Consider the following 18,466-nt stretch of genomic DNA (forward strand, 5'->3'; position numbering starts at 1 on the left):
AGGCAGAACGTGAATCGTTGAGGTAGATAATAGGTACATTATTCATGAGTAGACGACTTAATAGAGATTATAGAACCAAAGTCAGAAATATACCTCGACGCATAAAAGCGCTTAATCGTTGGGCTGGTACTTTTCATAACCTTGAACGTAGCGTCTTTCCAGAAGAACAGCATTACTGGAATTTCAAAATCCCAGTGGATATCAATCTCGTTGAGGGGAAATACAGCACGTTTAAAACTAAAGCAGCTTGTGCACAAGCTTTAATTAATGCTTGTTCAAACCTTATAACTGCTACTGCCAGTATAAATTATAGGCCTCGAATTACCGCTGTAGTATGTCTGCCGGATATGTTTACAAGCGAGGTCTGTCTTTATCGCTCCGAAGAATATTATCAAGGCTTTATAACTGAACATCGTTCTGAGAATGGTGCTTCCGCTTTGATCAAAGATCGTAGCCTTGCAGCCGAATGGGGACTCGTTTTGCCAGATAACGTACAGGAAATAGGCATCTCACTCGCTTATTATGGAAGTGAAGATCGGGATGAGTGGTTCACGGGAGAACGCTGGTACTATGGTCAAGTGACTTAAAGAGTTTCATTCATTTGATTAAAAGTTTCTGCCTGCACAAATTAAAACTGCGAGCCGAAAGACTCGCAGTATTTTATCTGATATCACTATCAGTTCAGGGAATTATGACTTACCAGAGCTACGGCCACCGCTGTGGCTGTTCTGCCCCCCTTTTTTCCCTGCTTCCGACGCACGCTGCGGATCGTTCTTGAAACTCCCGCCGCTGTGCTGACCGCCTTTACGTCCGGCCTCAGATGCCTTTTCACGGTCTTCAGCGAAATTACCGGAACCACCACGATGTTCTGCCATATCTTAAACCTCTTTCGTTTCGTTTATGTCAGTAGATACAAATAAACCTGCTTATTTGTATCGCTCGTCGTTCGATAGTTAAATTTAGCCCCTATCTATCTACAGTCAACTCTATATTTCGCTAAGGCGCACCAGACTTTTCTTATTATATCTCGCATTACCGCATCGCTTTAATAAAATGCCGCCACGGAGGTTCGCTCGTTGCCAGAATATTAGGATTACTCTTATGGCTGGAATGCTTAAATTAAAAGGGAGGCAGTAATATCCCCAAGCTCAATCTGCGCTTCGCTTAATACTTCCATATTACCGCTGCGTTAATAACGGATTATTTAAGCTGCAGAAAGCCATTGAATACAAAGAGGTTAATCTCTCCCGTCAGGTTTTTTAGGTGAATGCGTCACTTTTGCTCTAGGCTTTATAGTTAATAAGATTCATTCTGCCAGCATCCCTGAATGAATATTCCTCCTGAACTCGCTATCGAATATTCACTGGAGTATCATTAATGAAAGCACTTACCTACCATGGTCCTCATCATGTCAGCGTCGACAATCAGCCCGATCCTGGGCTGCAGGCAGCTGATGACATTATCCTTCGCGTGACGGCGACGGCCATCTGCGGTTCAGACCTTCACTTGTATCGCGGAAAAATTCCCGGCACCCACCATGGCGATATCTTTGGCCATGAATTTATGGGTGAAGTCGTTGAAACCGGGTCACAGGTCACTGCGGTGCGAAAAGGCGATCGGGTGGTGGTGCCGTTTGTTATCGCCTGCGGCGATTGCTTCTTCTGCCATCTGCATCAATACGCGGCATGTGAAAGTACCAACAGCGGCAGGGGCGCAATCCTAAACCGTAAGGGCATTACCCCGCCCGCCGCGCTGTTTGGTTATAGCGATATGTATGGTGGCATCCCCGGTGGTCAGGCGGAATATGTCCGGGTGCCGAAGGCTAATACCGGGCCATTTAAAGTCCCTGACACCCTGTCCGATGAAAAAGTGCTTTTCCTTTCAGATATTCTGCCTACCGCCTGGCAAGCGGTTAAGAATGCCGAAGTCACGCAGGGTTCAAGCGTGGCGATCTATGGGGCCGGGCCTGTCGGGCTCTTAAGCGCAGCCTGTGCCCGCCTCAGTGGCGCAGAGCAGATTTTCATCATCGATCATAACGACTACAGGCTCGAATTTGCGAAACAGCGTTATGGTGCCATTCCTGTCAATTTCGATAAAAACGACGATCCGGCCCAGTGGATTATTGAGAACACCGCGGGCCATCGTGGCGTCGATGCCGTAATTGACGCCGTTGGTTTTGAAGCGAAAGGCAGCCTCACCGAGACGGTGCTCAGTAACCTGAAAATTGAAGGCAGCAGCGGGAAAGCGATAAGACAGTGTATCGCCGCGGTTCGCCGGGGCGGGATCGTCAGCGTGCCGGGCGTATACGCCGGTTTCATTCATGCGTTTATGTTTGGCGATGCGTTCGATAAAGGGCTGACCTTCAAAATGGGGCAGACGCATGTGCATGCCTATTTACCGGACTTATTAAATCTGATTGAGCAAGGCTTGCTGACGCCAGAAGAGATTGTTACCCATCATCTTCCTCTGGAAGAGGCGGCACGCGGGTATGAGATCTTTGAAAAGAAAGAGGAGATGTGTCGCAAAATCATCCTGGTGCCGGGCATGGCAACCGGAAAGGCGACAGTCTGAGGCCTGTCGGCGCCGTCATGGATAAGCCCTACGCCAGTACCGGGCGTAGGGCTTTGAGTATCGTCTTCTTACGTCCGCCTGTACGGCGAACCTGGATGGCCCTCATCGGTTTAACGACAGCGCAGCAAATCCCCTATTCGGGTGGTATACCGCGGTGAGAGCATCTCCCGCTTCATCTGCCACTGCTGCTGAATCCCCTGCCCGGCAAAATAGAGCGTGCCGCGCCCTTTCTCATTCATCTTATCCATTATCGTCATTAGCGCTTCGCTGTTATGCCGGGGCGGCGCTTCATCAAAGAGATTCAGTTGCGCCACGCCAACGCTGAAAAAATCGCCCAGCATCACCCCCGCTTTTTGATAGCGATGCCCTTCTCGCCAGATTTTATCCAGACAGCGGGTCGCCGCGTTGATGATGTCACGGCTGTCCTGGGTGGGCGTCAACAATTTTACCGAGGCGCTGTTCCCGTAATAGGGCTCGTTCAGGGCAAAGGGCGAAGTTTTCACAAAGGCGGAGATAAACCGGCAGTACTGATGCTCTTTACGCAGCTTTTCCGCCGCGCGAAAGGCATAGCTGCATATCGCCTGGCGCATTGACTCATAGTCGCTCACCCACTCACCAAAGGAGCGCGAGCAGACGATCTCCTGCTTGTCGGGAACAAATTCTTCAAACCCCAGACACGATTCCCCGCGCAGCTCCCGCACGGTACGCTCCAGCACCACGCTGAAATGTTTGCGGATCACCCCAATGTGGGTATCGGCCAGATCCAGCGCCGTGCGGATCCCCATCGCCTCCAGCCGCTTGCCGATGCGTCGCCCCACGCCCCATACCTCCTCGACTGGCAGCGCGGCCATCAGCCTGCGCTGACGATCAATATTCGACAGATCCAGCACGCCGCCCGTCTGGGTCTGCCATTTTTTTGCCGCATGATTCGCCAGCTTGGCGAGCGTTTTCGTGGGTGCAATTCCGACCCCGACGGTCAGGTGAGTATGCTGCTTCACGGTGGCGCGGATCTCCTTGCCAAATTCCGTGAGGTCACGGCAGTTACGTACCCCCGTCAAGTCGCAAAAGGCTTCGTCGATGGAGTAGATCTCTACGCGCGGCGTCAGCAGCTCCAGGGTATCCATCACCCTGGCGCTCATATCGGCATACAGCTCGTAGTTGCTGCTGAAGGCCACAATGTTATGCCGGCGAAAAATCTCTTTCTGCTTAAAGTACGGCGCTCCCATTGTTACCAGCCCCTTTGCTTCGGCGCTGCGGGCAATCACACAGCCGTCATTATTCGACAGCACCACCACCGGCCGTCCCTGAAGATCCGGGCGGAAGACGGTTTCACATGATGCGTAAAATGAATTCACATCACAGAGGGCAAACATGCTAGTGGGTCGCTTTGATGATATAGGTGACCACGCCGAAGATATCGAGCGACGCTTCGCTGCCGATCACAATCGGTGAGTAGGCACTGTTCATGGGGTTGAGCTGGATCCGGGGGCGCAGCTGCAGGCGCTTCACCGTAAATTCGCCTTCAATGGCGGCAATCACGATATCTCCGTGGTCCGCCTTTCTGGCGCTATCAACCACCAGCAAATCGCCGTCGCCAATCCCGGCGTCAATCATCGAATCCCCCGCTGCTTTCACAAAATAGGTCGCGCTGGGGTGCTGGATTAAAAGTGCATTCAGATCGATACGCTGCTCGACATAATCTTGCGCCGGGCTGGGGAAGCCACACTGAACTAAATCACTAAAAAGGGGGAGCGCTATTACTTCGCGCAACTCTGCGGGTCTGTACAACATCATTATACACGCCTCTTATACTGTTTTTATATACAGTAGTTTCAATGACGAAGACGATCAAGCGGCATTTTTGCCGCGGCTGGTTATGCTTTCGCCAGGCCGCAGCTAACTGTTTCTCTTTGCAGAAAATTAAAATTTGTAAATCCGGGGCAGAATAAAAAAACAGCAGGCTAATCATGACCACTGAAATGAATAAGAAAACGGCTATAAGGGGTAGCAAAGAGAAATTGATCCCTACGCATTTATCAATCCGTTCAGATTTTCGACAGATTTATCCATGCGTTGTACACCGCGGCCTGGCGCGTAATTGACAGTTCAGCCTAAGAAAATGTCACCCTGCGTGCCTCCGGAATCGGCGTTAGCGCATCCAGGACAAATCTTAATTTTCCACAAAACCTTCACTTTTGTCAGGTTTTCCACTCCTCCCCTACGGCGGTAAACCAGGCGAAACTTATATTTCCCGCGCTAACTCCTTTATCTACAGCGATATATTCTTAGAATATTTAATGCGCACTAAAATAATGCCCTGGCTGGCTTACTTGATCATTTCGCCGTTCGGTCTACATTTATTTCTGCAACCTTGCGGAGTGTTTCATTCCCTACACTGGAATATCTATATTGAAAACAGGAGAACGTTTATGACAACACATCGAGGCGGTTCCGGTAATTTTGCAGCAGACCGTGAGCGTGCGTCCGCGGCCGGGCGCAAAGGTGGACAGCGCAGTGGTGGCAACTTTAAAAACGATCCACAGCGCGCATCTGAAGCGGGCAAAAAAGGCGGACAAAATAGCCGCGGCGGTGGTCGTAAAGCTGCAGAATAACAGTTCCAATATATTCTTTGGCCGCTCTTATTGGTAGCCAGAAATAAATTAAGCACCGTGCGTAAATATGCGTAAATAAATGCCCTGAGACCTGATTGAATTTGCGGAGGTTGATTATGCTGCATTTAAGACGACGAGTTCGTAATGTGCGTAACAGTCATCGTTGCGGTGACGATGTTGGCTGGATGATGGCGGGTGATAGCGAGTTGCTCCGTTCGCCGGAAAGTGGCCCCGGGATGCAGGTCGCCAGAAAGCTGGACGACCCTACCCACGAATCTACGCTGGAGCTCGACCCGCTCCAGAACTGGCTGGTAGACACCATGGCCAGACGTGAAATCAAGTAATCAGCTGTTGAGTAGTGAAATGCGTTTTGTGTTTTTTGCTTAGCCCGGCGCGTCACTCCGGGCTTTTTTTATGGCCTTAGCGGCGCAGCGGCAGCCCTGCCGTCTCTCTGGCGCGCAGCACCGTCAGGAAGGTGATAAGCGCCGCGCCCATCACATACAGCGCTGGCGAGAATGGATTGCCGGTCGCGGTCATCAGGTAGGCAGAGAACCACGGCGTGATGCCACCAAAGAAGGCCACCGCCAGGTTGTAAGCAATCGCCATCCCACCGTAACGAATACGGGTAGGAAACAGTTCGGCCATTGCCGCGCTGCAGGCGCCATCGAAGGCGGCGATAAAGGCCCCCAGCAGCAGCATGGCCAGCACCGCAGAGAGCATATCGCCATTGGCCATTACCATCATTGCCGGGTAAGTAAAGAGGATAAAACCGGCGCACCCGGCCAGCATTAACGGCTTACGGCCAAATTTATCCGAGAGATACCCCATAAAAGGCACCATGACCGCAATGCCAAACAGCCCGAGGGTGGTGATGGCATAAGAATCCAGCTTCGAATAGTGCATCTCGGTAGAGAGATAGCTGGGCATAAAGGTTTGCAGCGTCCAGTGCCCTACCGCTTTGATCACCACAAAACCGACGCAGAAGAAGAGCGCGCCCCAGGCTTTGGTTACGGCAGCATGCAGCGGTGCGGCTTCGGTTTTACCGCTCTTGAGCGTTTCGAGAAATTCGGGGGAGTCTTCAAGCTGGTTTCGCAGGTATAGCCCCACCCAACCCAGCGGCCCGGCGATCAAAAACGGAATGCGCCAGCCCCAGTCGTTCATTGCCGCCTCACCCAACCCTGCGGTAAGCAAGAACACCAGCCCGGAACCGGCAACAAAGGCCATGAATCCAAAGTTGTCTATCCAGCAGGTAAAGTAACCGCGGCGCGCGTCAGGCGCATATTCCGCAAGGAACGTGGTCGCACCGGCGCTTTCGCCCCCGGCGGCAAATCCCTGAATCAGGCGGGTGATCACCAGCAGCACCGTGGCGGTGATGCCAATCTGCGAAAACGTGGGCAGCAGCCCCATTACAAAGGTCGCGCCAGAGGTCAGCAGGATCACCGTCGCCAGTACCTTGCGTCGGCCTATGCGATCCCCAAGCGAGCCGAAATAGAGTCCCCCAAGCGGGCGCATGACAAAGCCGGCACCGAATACCGCAAACGACGACAGCAGCGCCACCGCGGGGCTCTCCGCATGAAAGAACTGCAGGCCAATGATCGCGGCCAGCGTACCGTAAAGCCCAAAATCGAACCATTCGACAAAATGGCCAACGCCGGTGGCGAGCAGCACCTTACGGAGTTTGCGGGCCACGGGGATCTCCTTTTCGGATACCGCGCGATCTAATGAGGGCTGAGCTGAGGGGTTCATACTCTCTCCTTTGCAGGGTGCCGACTGGCGGGCGGTGGAACGCGAAGCGGCCTGACGATCATACCAGCAAATGCCGGACAGGATGAACGCGCGACAGTGTTTCTATTATAGATATACCCTTTAAGCGTAAAATACCCAGCGCGAAAGATGAAAATGTGAACTGGCGCGAGAAAAACAAAAACCCGCTACGGGGAGCGGGTTTGAACGGCGCCTGGCGTGCGGTCAGGAACGCTTTTTCGGCATCATACGCAGCAGGGTGTTGTCTTTCCAGTAATAGTGGTGCAGTAGCGCGGCAAAGGCGTGAATGCCAATAATAAAGTAACCCGCCTTCGCGAGGGTAACATGCCAGCTCTTCAGCAGATCCACCACCTCAAAATTGGACTCTGCCGCGTGCGGCATACCCAGCCCAAAAGCAAACCAGGTATTGCCACGGTTATACATCATCACCAGCCCAATCAGCGGCAGCGCAATAAACAGCAGATAAATGAGGAGATGCCCCAGATGCGACAGCCCGATATACATCGATTTCGGCTTCGGCACGATAGGCGGCGCCGGGTATTTCAGGCGCACCAGCAAGCGCGTCACCATCAGCACCAGAATAGAGATGCCGCAAGAGACGTGAACCATGTTAATGACTGGGCGGGCCGAGCGCGGAAACAGGCCGCGGAACTCCATGGCGCAGTAGGCCACGATCACCAGCAGAAAGACCAGCCAGTGAATGCTGATTTGCAGGCCGGTATATTTATTGCGCATACATTTTCCTGAACGAAACGTCGAAAGCGTCAACATAACCACCTTTACTTAAAAATTCATTAAGTTTTCTCTATGCGTTTTCAAAAACTTCCCGTCACATGAAGCATATTCAGTTGCCCTGGCAAGATTCATAGTCTAATCCTGGAGAGGTTCAACGTATCGTTACGTTCATTCAGGAGCACACCATGAGTAAAATTGGTATTAACGGATTTGGACGCATTGGACGCCTGGTACTTCGCCGCCTGCTGGAGACGAAAGACAGCAACACCGTAGTCGCAATTAACGATTTAACCTCCCCCAAAGTTCTGGCCTACCTGTTGAAGCACGATTCAAACTATGGCCCCTTCCCCTGGAATGTGGATTTCACCGAAGATTCGCTGATTGTCGATGGAAAATCGATCTCGGTGTATGCCGAAAAAGAGGCGAGCCATATTCCGTGGAAAGCGGCCGGGGTCGATCTGGTGGTGGAGTGCACCGGTTTTTACACCTCTCAAGAAAAATCACAGGCACATATTGAGGCGGGCGCGAAAAAAGTGCTGATCTCTGCGCCGGCCGGGGAGATGAAAACCATCGTCTTTAACGTCAATGACGACACCATCGACGCCAGCGACACCATTATCTCCGTCGCCTCCTGCACCACCAACTGCCTGGCGCCGCTGGCCAAAGTGCTGCATGACGCATTCGGCATAAAGGTGGGCACCATGACCACCATCCACGCGTATACCGGCACCCAGGCGCTGGTGGATGGCCCGCGCGGTAAGGATCTGCGCGCTTCCCGAGCGGCGGCAGAGAATATTATTCCCCATACCACTGGCGCGGCGAAGGCCATTGGGCTGGTGATCCCGGCGCTAAGCGGCAAACTGAAGGGTCACGCCCAGCGCGTACCGGTGAAGACCGGCTCCGTGACTGAACTGGTCTCGATTCTGGAGAAAAAAGTGACCGTGGAGGAGATCCACCAGGCGCTGAAAAAAGCCACCGAGGGCAATGAGTCCTTCGGCTATACCGACGAAGAGATTGTCTCTTCCGACGTGATCGGCTCGCATTTTGGTTCGGTATTTGATGCCACCCAGACCGAAGTGACCGACGCCGGTGATGTGCAACTGGTAAAAACCGTTGCCTGGTATGACAACGAATATGGCTTTGTCACCCAGCTGGTGCGCACGCTGGATAAATTTGCCGCACTGTAATCGCATCGCGGGCAGCCCTGCTGTCCGCGCCTTGTGAATAGGTGCAAGTTTTCTCTTTCGTGACTCTGTTATAACAACCACTTACTTCAGAAGGAGCGTTGTTATGGAATCACTCAGCCGCGAAACACTCGAACGCCAGATGGCGCAGGCCGTCAGCCAGGCCACGACCTTCCACATCTGGCCCGAAGGCGAAGCGCCGGGTGCCGCCGCCAGCGATGCGGTCTTTACCCCCGAACCGAAACATACTGGCACCTCTGACTACGATCGTTCTGTGACCGGGGTGCGCGCTCCGCAGATCACCGTCTATGCCCCTGCCCGGCCGAACGGCGTGGGGATCCTGGTTGCACCGGGTGGCTCTTATCGCCGCGTGGTGCTGGATAAAGAGGGCAGCGCCCTCGCCTCGTTCTTTAATCAGCGCGGTTATACCCTGTTTGTAATGACCTACCGGATGCCCGGCGACGGCCACGAGGAGGGTGCCAATGCGCCGCTGGCCGACGTGCAACGCGCCATGCGCACCCTTCGCGCCAGAGCGGACGAGTGGAAGCTCGACGCAAGCCGCATCGGCGTACTCGGCTTCTCGGCGGGGGGGCACGTCGCCGCGAGCCTCGGTACGCGGCATGATGAACCGGTCTACACACCGCGGGATGCCATCGACGAGCATGACGCCCGCCCGGCCTTTATGGCGCTGGTCTACCCGGTGATCACGATGCACGCAGATATCGACCATCCCGGTTCGCGCCATGAGCTGATTGGAGATACGCCAACCGCGGAACAGATTCGCCATTACTCGCTGGAGGATCGCGCCAGTGCCGACGCCCCGCCCACGTTTTTGCTGCATGCCGTGGACGACCCGGCGGTAAAAGTGGAGAACAGTCTGGTGATGTTTAACGCCCTGCGTCGGCTGGGCGTACCGGTGGAGATGCATCTGTTTGAGCGCGGCAAGCATGGATTCGGCATACGCGATGCGCAGGGATTGCCGGCGGCCATCTGGCCGGAGTTGATGATGAACTGGATTGCGACAAAGGTATAAGTAAAACGGCCACCTGGCGGTTGTCATGCCCGTCAGTTAAGCAATTCGGTGTTTCTACGTCACTCAAGTGGAAAGATTCCGTTCACTCAGGCATCTCTTCTGGGGTGAACGGAACCCTTCCACCGTGCTTAACTGCCAGGCATAACTAACTTCGGGTTGCCGTTGCTATCAGGACTGCAAATAGACCACCTGCGTCTGCAGATACTCATGCAGACCATGTTTGCCATCCGCCCCGCCGATCCCCGATTTCCGCCAGCCGGCGTGGAAGCCCTGCATCGCCTCGAAGTTTTCGCGGTTGATGTAGGTTTCGCCGAACTTCAGCCCTTTGATGGCTTTCATCGCCACGTTGAGATCCTGGGTGTAGATAGACGAGGTCAGACCGTAGTCGCTGTCGTTCGCCATGGCCAGCGCATCGTCCAGGGTGTCGAACACCACCACCGGCAGCACCGGACCGAAGGTCTCTTCGTGCATGATGGTCATCTCCTGGCGCACATCCAGCAGCAGCGTCGGCGGGTAGTAATAGCCCTTGCCCTCTACCGCTTTACCGCCGAGCACCACTTTCGCCCCCTCCTGCACCGCGCGCGCCACTTTCTGCTCGACGCGCTCCAGCGCCGCGGCATTGATCAGCGGCCCCATAGCAATATCGTTGCGCTCGGCCGGATTGCCGAACTGCACGGCTTTCATCGCCTCGCCCAGGCGATTGACAAAGCGGTCGTAAATCCCTTTCTGGACATACACGCGCTCGGCGCAGTTACAGACCTGCCCGGTGTTGATCACCCGTGAATCGACGATAGCCTTCACCGCCAGCTCCAGGTCAGCATCATCCATCACGATGGCCGGGGCTTTACCGCCCAGCTCCAGGCAAACTTTGGTGATGTTTTTCGCCGCTGCGGTCATGATCTTCTCGCCCGCCCCTACGCTGCCGGTCATGCTGACCATCGCCACTTTCGGGTTGCCCGCCAGCTCCTGACCCACGGTTTCACCGCGACCCAGCACCAGGTTAAAGACCCCTTTCGGCAGGCCGATCTCATCCACAATTTTAGCGAAGGCGATGGCGTTATTCGGCGTGAACTCGCTCGGCTTGATGACAATGGTATTACCGGTCAGCAGCGCCGGCGCCAGTTTGCGGGCAATCAGGAAGAACGGGAAGTTCCACGGCAGAATGCCGGTGGTGACACCGAGAGCACGTTTGAACAGCAAAATGTTCTCACCCGGGCGATCGCTTTGCAGGATCTCTCCTTCGTAGCGACGCGCCCACTCGGCCATATAGTCGATATAGTCAGCGGTGAAGTTCACTTCAACGTCGGCCAGCTGCTGGATCTTGCCGCCCTCAGCGACAATCAGGGCGCTAATTTCGCTGGCGCGCTCACGAATGCCCGCTGAAATTTTACGTAACCAGCCAGCGCGTTCGATAGCAGGCAGCGCTTCCCAGCCAGCCTGAGCGCGTTCAGCCGCGTCGATCGCCTTGCGGGCATCTTCAGCGCTACCATCGGGAATACGGGAAATGACCTCTTCGGTAGCCGGGTTGATCACATCAATCCAGGCATCACCCTGCCAGGCTACAAACTGTCCATCGATATACATAGGATGTTGTACGGGTACTGTCATGACCTGCTCCTGTAATTACACTGTTTTTAACAAGTAAAATTATTGTTAAAAACTACAGATACAGACCCGCATTCCTACTGTATCGCGCTGTTTTTGTGAGACATCTCAAAAAAGAATCGCGTCAGCAACCTATTGTCATTACATCTCGGTAACAAAGAATGCCCGTTTGCGAAAAAGCCATCGCAAACGGGCAGAAAATTACAACAGTGAGCGACTGGTCAGGGCGTCGGTGAGAACGGCGTCGTTACGCAGGATCTGCCAGGCCGCCTCCACATCCCGGGGAATATCAACGTGCGCGATAAAGTCGTGTCCTGCCGGGCCATAGCCATTGATATCGTCGCGCAGGCGCGGCAGCTCGCCCAGTACCAGCGATAAATAGCGCTCTACCGGCCACAGCCCTTCGCCACCGCCGCTGAATACCAGGCCATCTTCACTGTTCTGCAACTGCGGTACGAGGCCAGGATGGCTGATCCACTGCGGCGCAGCCGGTTCATCCCGACAGACGCGAGCGAAGGTCGCCATGGTGCGGCGCTGCATGGTGGGGTCCTGCACCACAATCACCCGGCTCGCCGGCAGCGGATGATGCTGCATCAGCGCCCAGCTAAAGCGCGCATTCTCACCGCAGTTGGTGGACTGATCTTCTATCACCACCCGTTCAGCCGGAATATGCCAGAACTGCTGAGCGATCTCCGCCAGGATGGCGGCCTCGGCCTTACCGGTGGTCCGCACCCTGTTATAAAGCGGGTGCTGCGCAATGGCGGCGTATAAAAAGGTAGTGGAGTGGCCAATACCGCCGCTTATCAACAGCGGAACGTTGAGATCGGCTGCCAGACGGCAGGCCGCATCGATTGACGGGATCACCGCATTCCCTGCCAGCACCACCAGATCGGCCTGTGGAGGCGCCGCCGAGTGCGTTAAGTGCTCTTCCGCAAGCCACACGCCAAGGGTATTTACCGCTGCCAGCGTTTTATCCGGCAAACACGGGAAGATTGTTAGCGTCATCGTTACCTCCTTCCATCTCTTTAGCTCAGGGTAACGTGCAGGTCGGCCATGAATAGAGGATCTCTCTGAAAGCCGAAACGAGGGTTACCTTATAAGGATAGTGGAACGGGCATAGCCTCGGCTTATTTACCTGAGTTGCTCCAGGTATGATTCTCATTCTTCGATGCTGATCTAAATTCGGGTCTATGCTTAATCCTGAACATCAAAGGAGAATGCTATGTCAGACCAAAATATCGACAATGACGCAAAGTATGCGGGCGAAAAAGCCAAAAACAAACTGGATGAAGCAGCCGGCGCTGCGCAGCAGCAATTTGGTAAAGTTTTCGACTCCCCTGAGCATGAGTTCAAAGGCGCGGGTCGTAAATACGCTGCGAAAGCCAGCGATGTCCTGACTGACGTGACGGATACCGTGAAAAATAATCCACTGAGTGGCTTAATTGCCGCGGGTGCAGTGGGTGTCGTACTGGGCCTGCTGTTGGGCCGTAAGTAAGACTAAGGGCCTTCGGGCCCTTTTTTATTTATTCGTTAGTCATCTCTCCGCCATATCAGGCTTTTCTTCCTCCGCTGGACCTTCTGACTCTTCATTATTGACGTCGGCACGCTGCGCCAGCTCCAGCGAACTCGCGCTGGCTGGGTCAAAAAGCGCCAGACTCTCAACCTGATCGAGCATAATCACCCTTCTGAAGGCCATCGCGCTTTCGGGTTCTGAATCCAGGGTAATGTCATGATCGGCATACCAGCGACTGTAGTTATGCTCAATACACAGACTCATCGTCTTGCCATCGCGGTAGCCGCTTAACATCGGGATCAGAACGATATTGGCCGTTTTTTCATATTCCAGACTCGCGGTATGCACCATCCCGACATAAATCCGGCGCGACTTGAGGGTCACCAGTGCCAGCTCCCCCGCCTCCATACATTGATAAAGCAGCTGCTCAATCCCGCTGGATTGCGCCAGCCGTTTATAGAGCATTTTCCTGCCTTCACCATCGAGCCGGGCGCTACCGGCCCAGTTTGAGCGGTAGAGACAAAAGAGGATGGCAAAAGCCAGCATCACCACCACCGGCGCCTGGATACCGAGAAAACTCCAGTTCATAAAGTCCACTTGCCAGTCGGCATAGCGTTCAGGTGCGAAGTGGAATTTGTTGGCGAGGAAGGAGAGCATCAGCAGCAGTAACCAGAGCAGCCCTGTCGCCAGAACCCCTTGCAACACGAAGATACAGCCGTAAAGGGCGACAAGGAAATAGACATCCCAACCGAAAGAGCGCTTGATCTTAAATCGGGTGGAGAGGTCGCGGCTGGTGTACCAGTATCCACAGACCATCAACACCATAAATATCGCCGTTCCCACGTTACGCCCTCTTCAGCGCGGTCACATGGCGCAGAAAATCCTCGCGCACCGCTTTGCTTTTGAAGTTAACCGATGCGTTACCATCTTGATCGATAATAATACGATCGCCGTCTTCGACGGCTTCGATGATCTCTTGTTGGCTCATGACCTGCAGTAAAGATTCCGGACTGGAAAAGAGGGAGCTGAATATACGTCTCATATTATGGCTATCCTTATAGTGAAAAAGATAAGCGTGGTAGAGGCTTGCCGCCGCTGCATTAAGGATATGCTGAAAATGAGGGTAAAAGCGTGCCTGGAAGAGAAATAGCGGCAGACCGGCCCGCTAATCATGTAAATTGCAGCACATTTGATTAACTGACTCGTATCATCTTCACTTGAATTTGTAATTGCGTCAGACATAGAATCATTAGCCCTCTAACTATTCAACAAAACTATAGGTAACAACCCTTATGCGCCTGCCTCAACGCGACCCCTATGCTCCTCGCGAGTGGCAGCCCCATGAAAAACCGATGCTGCTGGGATCGCCGTCAACCCCCGTGCACAGCACCCCCAAACGCGTGGCTTACGGCATTGTCGGGCTGTTGGTCTGCCTGACCGGGGCGCTGGGCAATGCGATGGTTTCGGCGAACCTGCAAAACCTGCAGGGCACCTTTGCCGCCTGGTCAACGGAGATCGCCTGGCTACCTGCGGTTTACGTCATGACGAACGTCTCGATTAACTTGCTGCTGGTGAAGTTTCGCCAGCAATTTGGCTTGCGCGCATTCACCGAAGGTTTTTTGGTGCTCTATGTGCTGGTGACGTTCTTTCACCTGTTTGTGAATGATCTTAGCTCTGCGCTGATGGTGCGCGCCGCTCACGGCATGGTAGCGGCGGCGCTGAGTTCGCTTGGGATCTATTATCAGATTCAGGCCTGGCCCGCCAAACACCGCTTAAAAGCCCTGACCATCGGCATCACCGGTTCGTCACTGGCCATCCCTATCGCCCGCCTCTTCTCTACCGAGCTGTTGCAGCTAGAAGAGTGGCGCGGCCTGTATCTGTTTGAACTGGGGCTGGCGCTGATTTCGCTGGGCTGCGTTATCGCCCTGAAGCTGCCCCCCGGCGATCGGCGAAAAGTGTTTGAGAAGAAAGATTTCATCACCTTTATTTTGCTGGCGCCGGGTATGGCGCTGCTGTGTGCGGTGCTGTCGCTGGGCAGGCTTGAGTGGTGGTTTGAAACCCCCTGGATCGGCTGGTCTCTGGCGCTGTCGCTGGTGCTGATCGTGACGGCGATTGTCTTTGAGCACAACCGCAGTAATCCGCTGCTGAACACGCGCTGGCTCTCCAGCGGCAGCATTGTGCGCCTGGGGCTGATTATGCTGCTGATCCGCATTGTGCTGGCGGAACAGAACACCGGTGTGATCGGCTGGCTGCAATATGTGGGACTGCAAAACGAGCAGATGACCCACCTGGCCTGGTCGATCTTCGCCGGTATCGCCTGCGGCATCACCGTCAGTTGCCTGACCATCAAACCCACAAAGCTCGCCTGGCCGATTGTTACCTCGCTGGTGTTGATGATTGTGGCCTCGCTGCTCGATAGCCAGTCCACCAGCCTGACCCGCCCGGATCAGCTCATGCTGAGCCAGTTCCTGCTCGGCTTCGGTAGCGCCTTCTTCCTTGCCCCTGCGATGCTGGCCGGCATTGGCGGCGTCATTGCCGATCCGCGTAACCTGGTGAGCTTTTCGGTGCTGTTTGGGATGAGCCAGAACATTGGCGGCTTGCTGGGCTCGGCGATCCTCGGGACCTTCCAGACCTGGCGCGAGAAGTACCACTCCAGCATGCTGGCCGATCAACTCACGACCCTGAATCCGCTGGTGAATGAACGGTTGCAGATCTACAGCCAGATGTATCGCAGCCTGATTGGCGACAGCGCATTGCTGAGCACCCAGGCCGCCACCCAGCTACAAACTGTCAGCACGCTGCAGGCAAATATTCTGGCTTATAACGATACTTATCTTCTGACGGCGGGAATTGCGACCGTCACCCTGCTCTGGATTTTATGGCGATTGCTGCGGCTGCGTATCACGGCCAGGCTGGCGCTGAAAAGGGCAACAGGCAGTAAATAATGGATGTTAAAACAATGATCAATGCGTTATTTCAGGAGTGGTTATGAGTCAGCAGGATGCCGCCAAAGAGCAGGCCAATACCCGTAACAATTTGCGCGTGGTATCCGTGTTCGCCGCCGCCGCCATCGTCATCGTTGGCGTGCTGGTGATTCTCTACGCGTGGCAATTGCCCCCTTTCACTCGCCATACGCAGTTTACTGATAACGCCTACGTGCGCGGGCAGACCACCTTTATCAGCCCACAGGTCAACGGCTATATCACCGAGGTGCATGTACAAGATTTTGACCGGGTGAAAAAAGGTCAGCTCTTGCTGCAGATTGATGACCGCATCTATCGCCAGCGCGTACATCAGGCTGAGGCGCAGCTGGCGATGAAAATCGCGGCGCTGAAAAATAACCAGCAACAGCGTAAAAGTGCCGAAGCGGTGATCCTGCGTAACGACGCGGCGCTGAAAAACGCCCGGGCGCAGAGTCTGAAAACTCAGGCCGACCTGAAGCGGGTGAAGGATCTGACTGCCGACGGCTCGCTCTCGATTCGTGAGCGCGATGCTGCCCTGGCGAGCGCGGCACAGGGCAGCGCCGATATCGACCAGGCCAAAGCGACGCTGGAGATGTCACGTCAGGATTTGCAGACGGTCATTGTGAATCGCGGCTCGCTGGAGGCCGATGTCGAAAACGCTAAAGCGGCGCTGGAACTGGCGCAAATCGATTTGCAAAACACCCGTATCGTCGCCCCGCGCGATGGTCAACTCGGGCAGATTGCGGTGCGGCTGGGCGCCTACGCGACGGCCGGCACCCACCTCACTACCCTTGTCCCACCGCAACACTGGGTCATTGCCAATATTAAAGAGACGCAGCTGGCCAACCTGCGGGTGGGTCAGTCGGTGAAGTTCACGGTGGATGCCCTGAACGGCAAGGCCTATGAGGGCCGCGTCGAGAGCATCTCCCCGGCGACAGGAGTCGAGTTCAGCGCCATCACGCCGGATAACGCTACCGGCAACTTTGTGAAGATTGCTCAGCGGATCCCGGTGCGCATCGAGGTGCTGGGTAAACCGGAGGCGTCTGCCCTGCTGCGCCCGGGAATGTCGGTCCAGGTGACGATCAATACGGAGGAGGAGAAATGACTCTTCGTCCAATGGCGGCGCTGACGATCGCCGTGGCCCTTGTTGCCTGCCAGTCGGTGGACGTCACGCCGGCCAAACCCTCGCTGCAGATCCCGGCCCAGTGGCGCGCCACGACTGGCCCCGCCAGCCCGGCAGAGCAGCTCTGGTGGCGCAATTTTCATGATAATCATCTCAACCAGTATGTGGATCAGGCGCTGCGCAATAATAGTGATGTGCTGATCGCCAGAGAGCGGATCAATGAGTATCAGGCGCAGGTGTATGCCTCCGAAGGAAGCCTGTTCCCGTCGCTGGATGCTGGCGTCAGCGGCACGCGGGCGAGGTCGCAATCTGCCGCGACCGGCCAGCCTGTTTACGGCGCGCTCTATAAAGGCAGCCTGACGGCCAGCTATGACGTGGATATCTGGGGCGTGAACCGTAACAACGCCCGGGCTGCCGAAGCGTCGCTGGCGGCGCAGAAAGCAGCGGCTGCGGCCGCCGATTTGACGGTCGCCTCGTCGGTCGCGTCGGGGTATGTCACCCTGCTGGCGCTGGATGAACAGCTGCGGGTGACGCAATCTACGCTGAAATCCCGTGAAGAGGCGTACAACCTGGCGAAGCGGCAGTTTGAGACGGGCTACAGCTCGCGGCTTGAGCTGATGCAGTCGGACTCCGAGTTGCGCTCAACGCGGGCGCAGATCCCGCAGTTGCAACATCAGATAGTGCAGCAGGAGAATGCACTGAGTTTGCTGCTGGGGGGAAATCCGGGAGAGGTGGCCCGCAGCGCAGAGTTCGACACGTTGACGCCCCTGCGCCTGCCGTCGCAGCTTCCTTCAACCCTGTTAAATCGCCGCCCGGACATTGTGCAGGCCGAGCGTCAGCTTATTGCGTCTGACGCAACGCTGGCCGCGTCGCGCGCCAGCCTGTTGCCATCCATCAACCTGACCGCCACCGGTTCAGTACAGGATCGTACCCTGCCCGGCCTGCTGGATAATCCCCTGCAGCTGTGGAGCATCGGCGGCAGCATTCTGGCACCGCTGTTGAACCGCCAGGCGTTAAATGCGCAGGTGGACATCTCCCAGTCTCAGCGTAACCAGGCACTCTATCGCTATGAGAAAGTGGTCCGTAACGCCTTTGCCGAGGTGAATGACAGCCTGGACGCCATTACCCGCTACCGCGAGCAGCTGCAAGAGCTGCTTGCGCAGCAAGAGGTGGCGCAAGAGACGCTGCGCATTGCCCGGAACCGCTATCGCAATGGGTATTCCTCCTATCTCGACGAGCTGGATGCCCAGCGCACGCTGTTCTCGGTGCAGACCAGCGTGGTACAAGCCAAAAATAACCTGCTGCTGGCGCAGATCGATTTGTATAAAGCGTTGGGCGGCGGATGGTCTGATAAAAACTAAGG

The 18,466-nt window shown here is 55.2% G+C and carries 19 protein-coding genes; 10 read left to right on the forward strand and 9 right to left on the reverse strand.

The genetic code is table 11. From position 1 onward, the window contains the following. Positions 1-44 precede the first annotated feature (44 nt). Entirely contained in the window at positions 45-587 is a 543-nt protein-coding gene (locus B2Q93_RS03115) for a DUF3916 domain-containing protein (protein WP_233803418.1), read from the forward strand. Positions 588-689: 102 nt separating this feature from the next. On the opposite strand, the gene B2Q93_RS03120 is transcribed toward B2Q93_RS03115, so the two are convergent. Beyond that, entirely contained in the window at positions 690-875 is a 186-nt protein-coding gene (locus tag B2Q93_RS03120; RefSeq protein ID WP_040075496.1) for a general stress protein, read from the reverse strand. Between the two features lie 502 nt (positions 876-1,377). Between B2Q93_RS03120 and B2Q93_RS03125 the strand changes: the two genes are divergently transcribed. Continuing rightward, positions 1,378-2,571, forward strand: a complete 1,194-nt coding sequence (locus B2Q93_RS03125) for a zinc-dependent alcohol dehydrogenase (protein WP_040075495.1) — start codon at positions 1,378-1,380, stop codon at positions 2,569-2,571. A 110-nt stretch (positions 2,572-2,681) separates the two neighbouring features. Here B2Q93_RS03125 and B2Q93_RS03130 read toward each other — a convergent pair whose 3' ends face one another. Next, positions 2,682-3,944 carry a Y-family DNA polymerase gene (locus B2Q93_RS03130; protein ID WP_046885326.1) on the reverse strand — a complete coding sequence of 421 codons (1,263 nt, stop codon included), beginning with the start codon at positions 3,942-3,944 and terminating at the stop codon, positions 2,682-2,684. Between the two features lies 1 nt (position 3,945). Then, positions 3,946-4,365, reverse strand: coding sequence for a translesion error-prone DNA polymerase V autoproteolytic subunit (locus B2Q93_RS03135; RefSeq protein ID WP_040075493.1), 420 nt, complete (start codon positions 4,363-4,365; stop codon positions 3,946-3,948). 635 nt (positions 4,366-5,000) lie between these two features. Here B2Q93_RS03135 and B2Q93_RS03140 point away from each other — a divergent pair. Further along, on the forward strand, positions 5,001-5,183 hold the full coding sequence (locus B2Q93_RS03140) for a general stress protein (RefSeq protein WP_040075491.1): 183 nt from the start codon (positions 5,001-5,003) through the stop codon (positions 5,181-5,183). 146 nt (positions 5,184-5,329) lie between these two features. Continuing rightward, positions 5,330-5,527: a hypothetical protein gene (locus B2Q93_RS03145; RefSeq protein ID WP_207291795.1), complete on the forward strand. Its 198-nt coding sequence runs from the start codon at positions 5,330-5,332 to the stop codon at positions 5,525-5,527. A gap of 76 nt (positions 5,528-5,603) precedes the next feature. Here B2Q93_RS03145 and B2Q93_RS03150 read toward each other — a convergent pair whose 3' ends face one another. After that, entirely contained in the window at positions 5,604-6,929 is a 1,326-nt protein-coding gene (locus tag B2Q93_RS03150) for an MFS transporter (protein ID WP_052452747.1), read from the reverse strand. Positions 6,930-7,151: 222 nt separating this feature from the next. Beyond that, positions 7,152-7,682 carry a cytochrome b561 gene (gene cybB, locus B2Q93_RS03155; RefSeq protein WP_040075490.1) on the reverse strand — a complete coding sequence of 177 codons (531 nt, stop codon included), beginning with the start codon at positions 7,680-7,682 and terminating at the stop codon, positions 7,152-7,154. A gap of 185 nt (positions 7,683-7,867) precedes the next feature. Here cybB and gap point away from each other — a divergent pair, with 185 nt between their 5' ends. Then, positions 7,868-8,869, forward strand: a complete 1,002-nt coding sequence (gene gap / locus B2Q93_RS03160) for a type I glyceraldehyde-3-phosphate dehydrogenase (RefSeq protein ID WP_286931786.1) — start codon at positions 7,868-7,870, stop codon at positions 8,867-8,869. A 103-nt stretch (positions 8,870-8,972) separates the two neighbouring features. Further along, positions 8,973-9,899 carry an alpha/beta hydrolase gene (locus B2Q93_RS03165; protein ID WP_233803427.1) on the forward strand — a complete coding sequence of 309 codons (927 nt, stop codon included), beginning with the start codon at positions 8,973-8,975 and terminating at the stop codon, positions 9,897-9,899. A 168-nt stretch (positions 9,900-10,067) separates the two neighbouring features. Here B2Q93_RS03165 and aldA read toward each other — a convergent pair whose 3' ends face one another. Next, positions 10,068-11,507, reverse strand: a complete 1,440-nt coding sequence (aldA, locus tag B2Q93_RS03170; protein WP_040075488.1) for an aldehyde dehydrogenase — start codon at positions 11,505-11,507, stop codon at positions 10,068-10,070. Between the two features lie 198 nt (positions 11,508-11,705). After that, the gene (locus tag B2Q93_RS03175; RefSeq protein WP_040075487.1) at positions 11,706-12,509 is read right to left on the reverse strand and encodes a YdcF family protein; all 804 of its coding nucleotides are present in this window, start codon (positions 12,507-12,509) and stop codon (positions 11,706-11,708) included. A gap of 217 nt (positions 12,510-12,726) precedes the next feature. Between B2Q93_RS03175 and B2Q93_RS03180 the strand changes: the two genes are divergently transcribed. Further along, positions 12,727-12,999: a CsbD family protein gene (locus tag B2Q93_RS03180; protein ID WP_040075486.1), complete on the forward strand. Its 273-nt coding sequence runs from the start codon at positions 12,727-12,729 to the stop codon at positions 12,997-12,999. A 39-nt stretch (positions 13,000-13,038) separates the two neighbouring features. On the opposite strand, the gene B2Q93_RS03185 is transcribed toward B2Q93_RS03180, so the two are convergent. Beyond that, positions 13,039-13,860 carry a hypothetical protein gene (locus B2Q93_RS03185; protein ID WP_286931787.1) on the reverse strand — a complete coding sequence of 274 codons (822 nt, stop codon included), beginning with the start codon at positions 13,858-13,860 and terminating at the stop codon, positions 13,039-13,041. A gap of 1 nt (position 13,861) precedes the next feature. Then, entirely contained in the window at positions 13,862-14,059 is a 198-nt protein-coding gene (locus tag B2Q93_RS03190; RefSeq protein WP_046885321.1) for a hypothetical protein, read from the reverse strand. A 250-nt stretch (positions 14,060-14,309) separates the two neighbouring features. Between B2Q93_RS03190 and B2Q93_RS03195 the strand changes: the two genes are divergently transcribed. The 3 genes from B2Q93_RS03195 to B2Q93_RS03205 are packed head-to-tail and all read left to right on the forward strand — an operon-like array spanning position 14,310 to position 18,464. After that, entirely contained in the window at positions 14,310-15,962 is a 1,653-nt protein-coding gene (locus B2Q93_RS03195) for an MFS transporter (RefSeq protein WP_414672028.1), read from the forward strand. A 43-nt stretch (positions 15,963-16,005) separates the two neighbouring features. After that, complete coding sequence (locus B2Q93_RS03200) at positions 16,006-17,085, forward strand: HlyD family secretion protein (protein WP_046885320.1); 1,080 nt, start codon at positions 16,006-16,008, stop codon at positions 17,083-17,085. Beyond that, positions 17,082-18,464, forward strand: a complete 1,383-nt coding sequence (locus B2Q93_RS03205) for an efflux transporter outer membrane subunit (RefSeq protein ID WP_286931788.1) — start codon at positions 17,082-17,084, stop codon at positions 18,462-18,464. The genes B2Q93_RS03200 and B2Q93_RS03205 overlap by 4 nt, the downstream gene beginning before the upstream one ends. Positions 18,465-18,466: the final 2 nt, after the last annotated feature.

The sequence above is a fragment of the Leclercia sp. UBA5958 genome, from assembly GCF_002430365.1.
In the GTDB taxonomy this organism is placed as follows: domain Bacteria; phylum Pseudomonadota; class Gammaproteobacteria; order Enterobacterales; family Enterobacteriaceae; genus Enterobacter; species Enterobacter pneumoniae.

Bases quoted from the DNA above. Each gene is read 5' to 3' on its own strand.
- B2Q93_RS03115 (WP_233803418.1), top strand. From the start codon at position 45: ATGAGTAGACGACTTAATAGAGATTATAGAACCAAAGTCAGAAATATA.
- B2Q93_RS03120 (WP_040075496.1), bottom strand. From the start codon at position 875: ATGGCAGAACATCGTGGTGGTTCCGGTAATTTCGCTGAAGACCGTGAA.
- B2Q93_RS03125 (WP_040075495.1), top strand. From the start codon at position 1,378: ATGAAAGCACTTACCTACCATGGTCCTCATCATGTCAGCGTCGACAAT.
- B2Q93_RS03130 (WP_046885326.1), bottom strand. From the start codon at position 3,944: ATGTTTGCCCTCTGTGATGTGAATTCATTTTACGCATCATGTGAAACC.
- B2Q93_RS03135 (WP_040075493.1), bottom strand. From the start codon at position 4,365: ATGATGTTGTACAGACCCGCAGAGTTGCGCGAAGTAATAGCGCTCCCC.
- B2Q93_RS03140 (WP_040075491.1), top strand. From the start codon at position 5,001: ATGACAACACATCGAGGCGGTTCCGGTAATTTTGCAGCAGACCGTGAG.
- B2Q93_RS03150 (WP_052452747.1), bottom strand. From the start codon at position 6,929: ATGAACCCCTCAGCTCAGCCCTCATTAGATCGCGCGGTATCCGAAAAG.
- cybB (WP_040075490.1), bottom strand. From the start codon at position 7,682: ATGCGCAATAAATATACCGGCCTGCAAATCAGCATTCACTGGCTGGTC.
- gap (WP_286931786.1), top strand. From the start codon at position 7,868: ATGAGTAAAATTGGTATTAACGGATTTGGACGCATTGGACGCCTGGTA.
- B2Q93_RS03165 (WP_233803427.1), top strand. From the start codon at position 8,973: ATGGAATCACTCAGCCGCGAAACACTCGAACGCCAGATGGCGCAGGCC.
- aldA (WP_040075488.1), bottom strand. From the start codon at position 11,507: ATGACAGTACCCGTACAACATCCTATGTATATCGATGGACAGTTTGTA.
- B2Q93_RS03175 (WP_040075487.1), bottom strand. From the start codon at position 12,509: ATGACGCTAACAATCTTCCCGTGTTTGCCGGATAAAACGCTGGCAGCG.
- B2Q93_RS03180 (WP_040075486.1), top strand. From the start codon at position 12,727: ATGTCAGACCAAAATATCGACAATGACGCAAAGTATGCGGGCGAAAAA.
- B2Q93_RS03190 (WP_046885321.1), bottom strand. From the start codon at position 14,059: ATGAGACGTATATTCAGCTCCCTCTTTTCCAGTCCGGAATCTTTACTG.
- B2Q93_RS03195 (WP_414672028.1), top strand. From the start codon at position 14,310: ATGCGCCTGCCTCAACGCGACCCCTATGCTCCTCGCGAGTGGCAGCCC.
- B2Q93_RS03200 (WP_046885320.1), top strand. From the start codon at position 16,006: ATGAGTCAGCAGGATGCCGCCAAAGAGCAGGCCAATACCCGTAACAAT.
- B2Q93_RS03205 (WP_286931788.1), top strand. From the start codon at position 17,082: ATGACTCTTCGTCCAATGGCGGCGCTGACGATCGCCGTGGCCCTTGTT.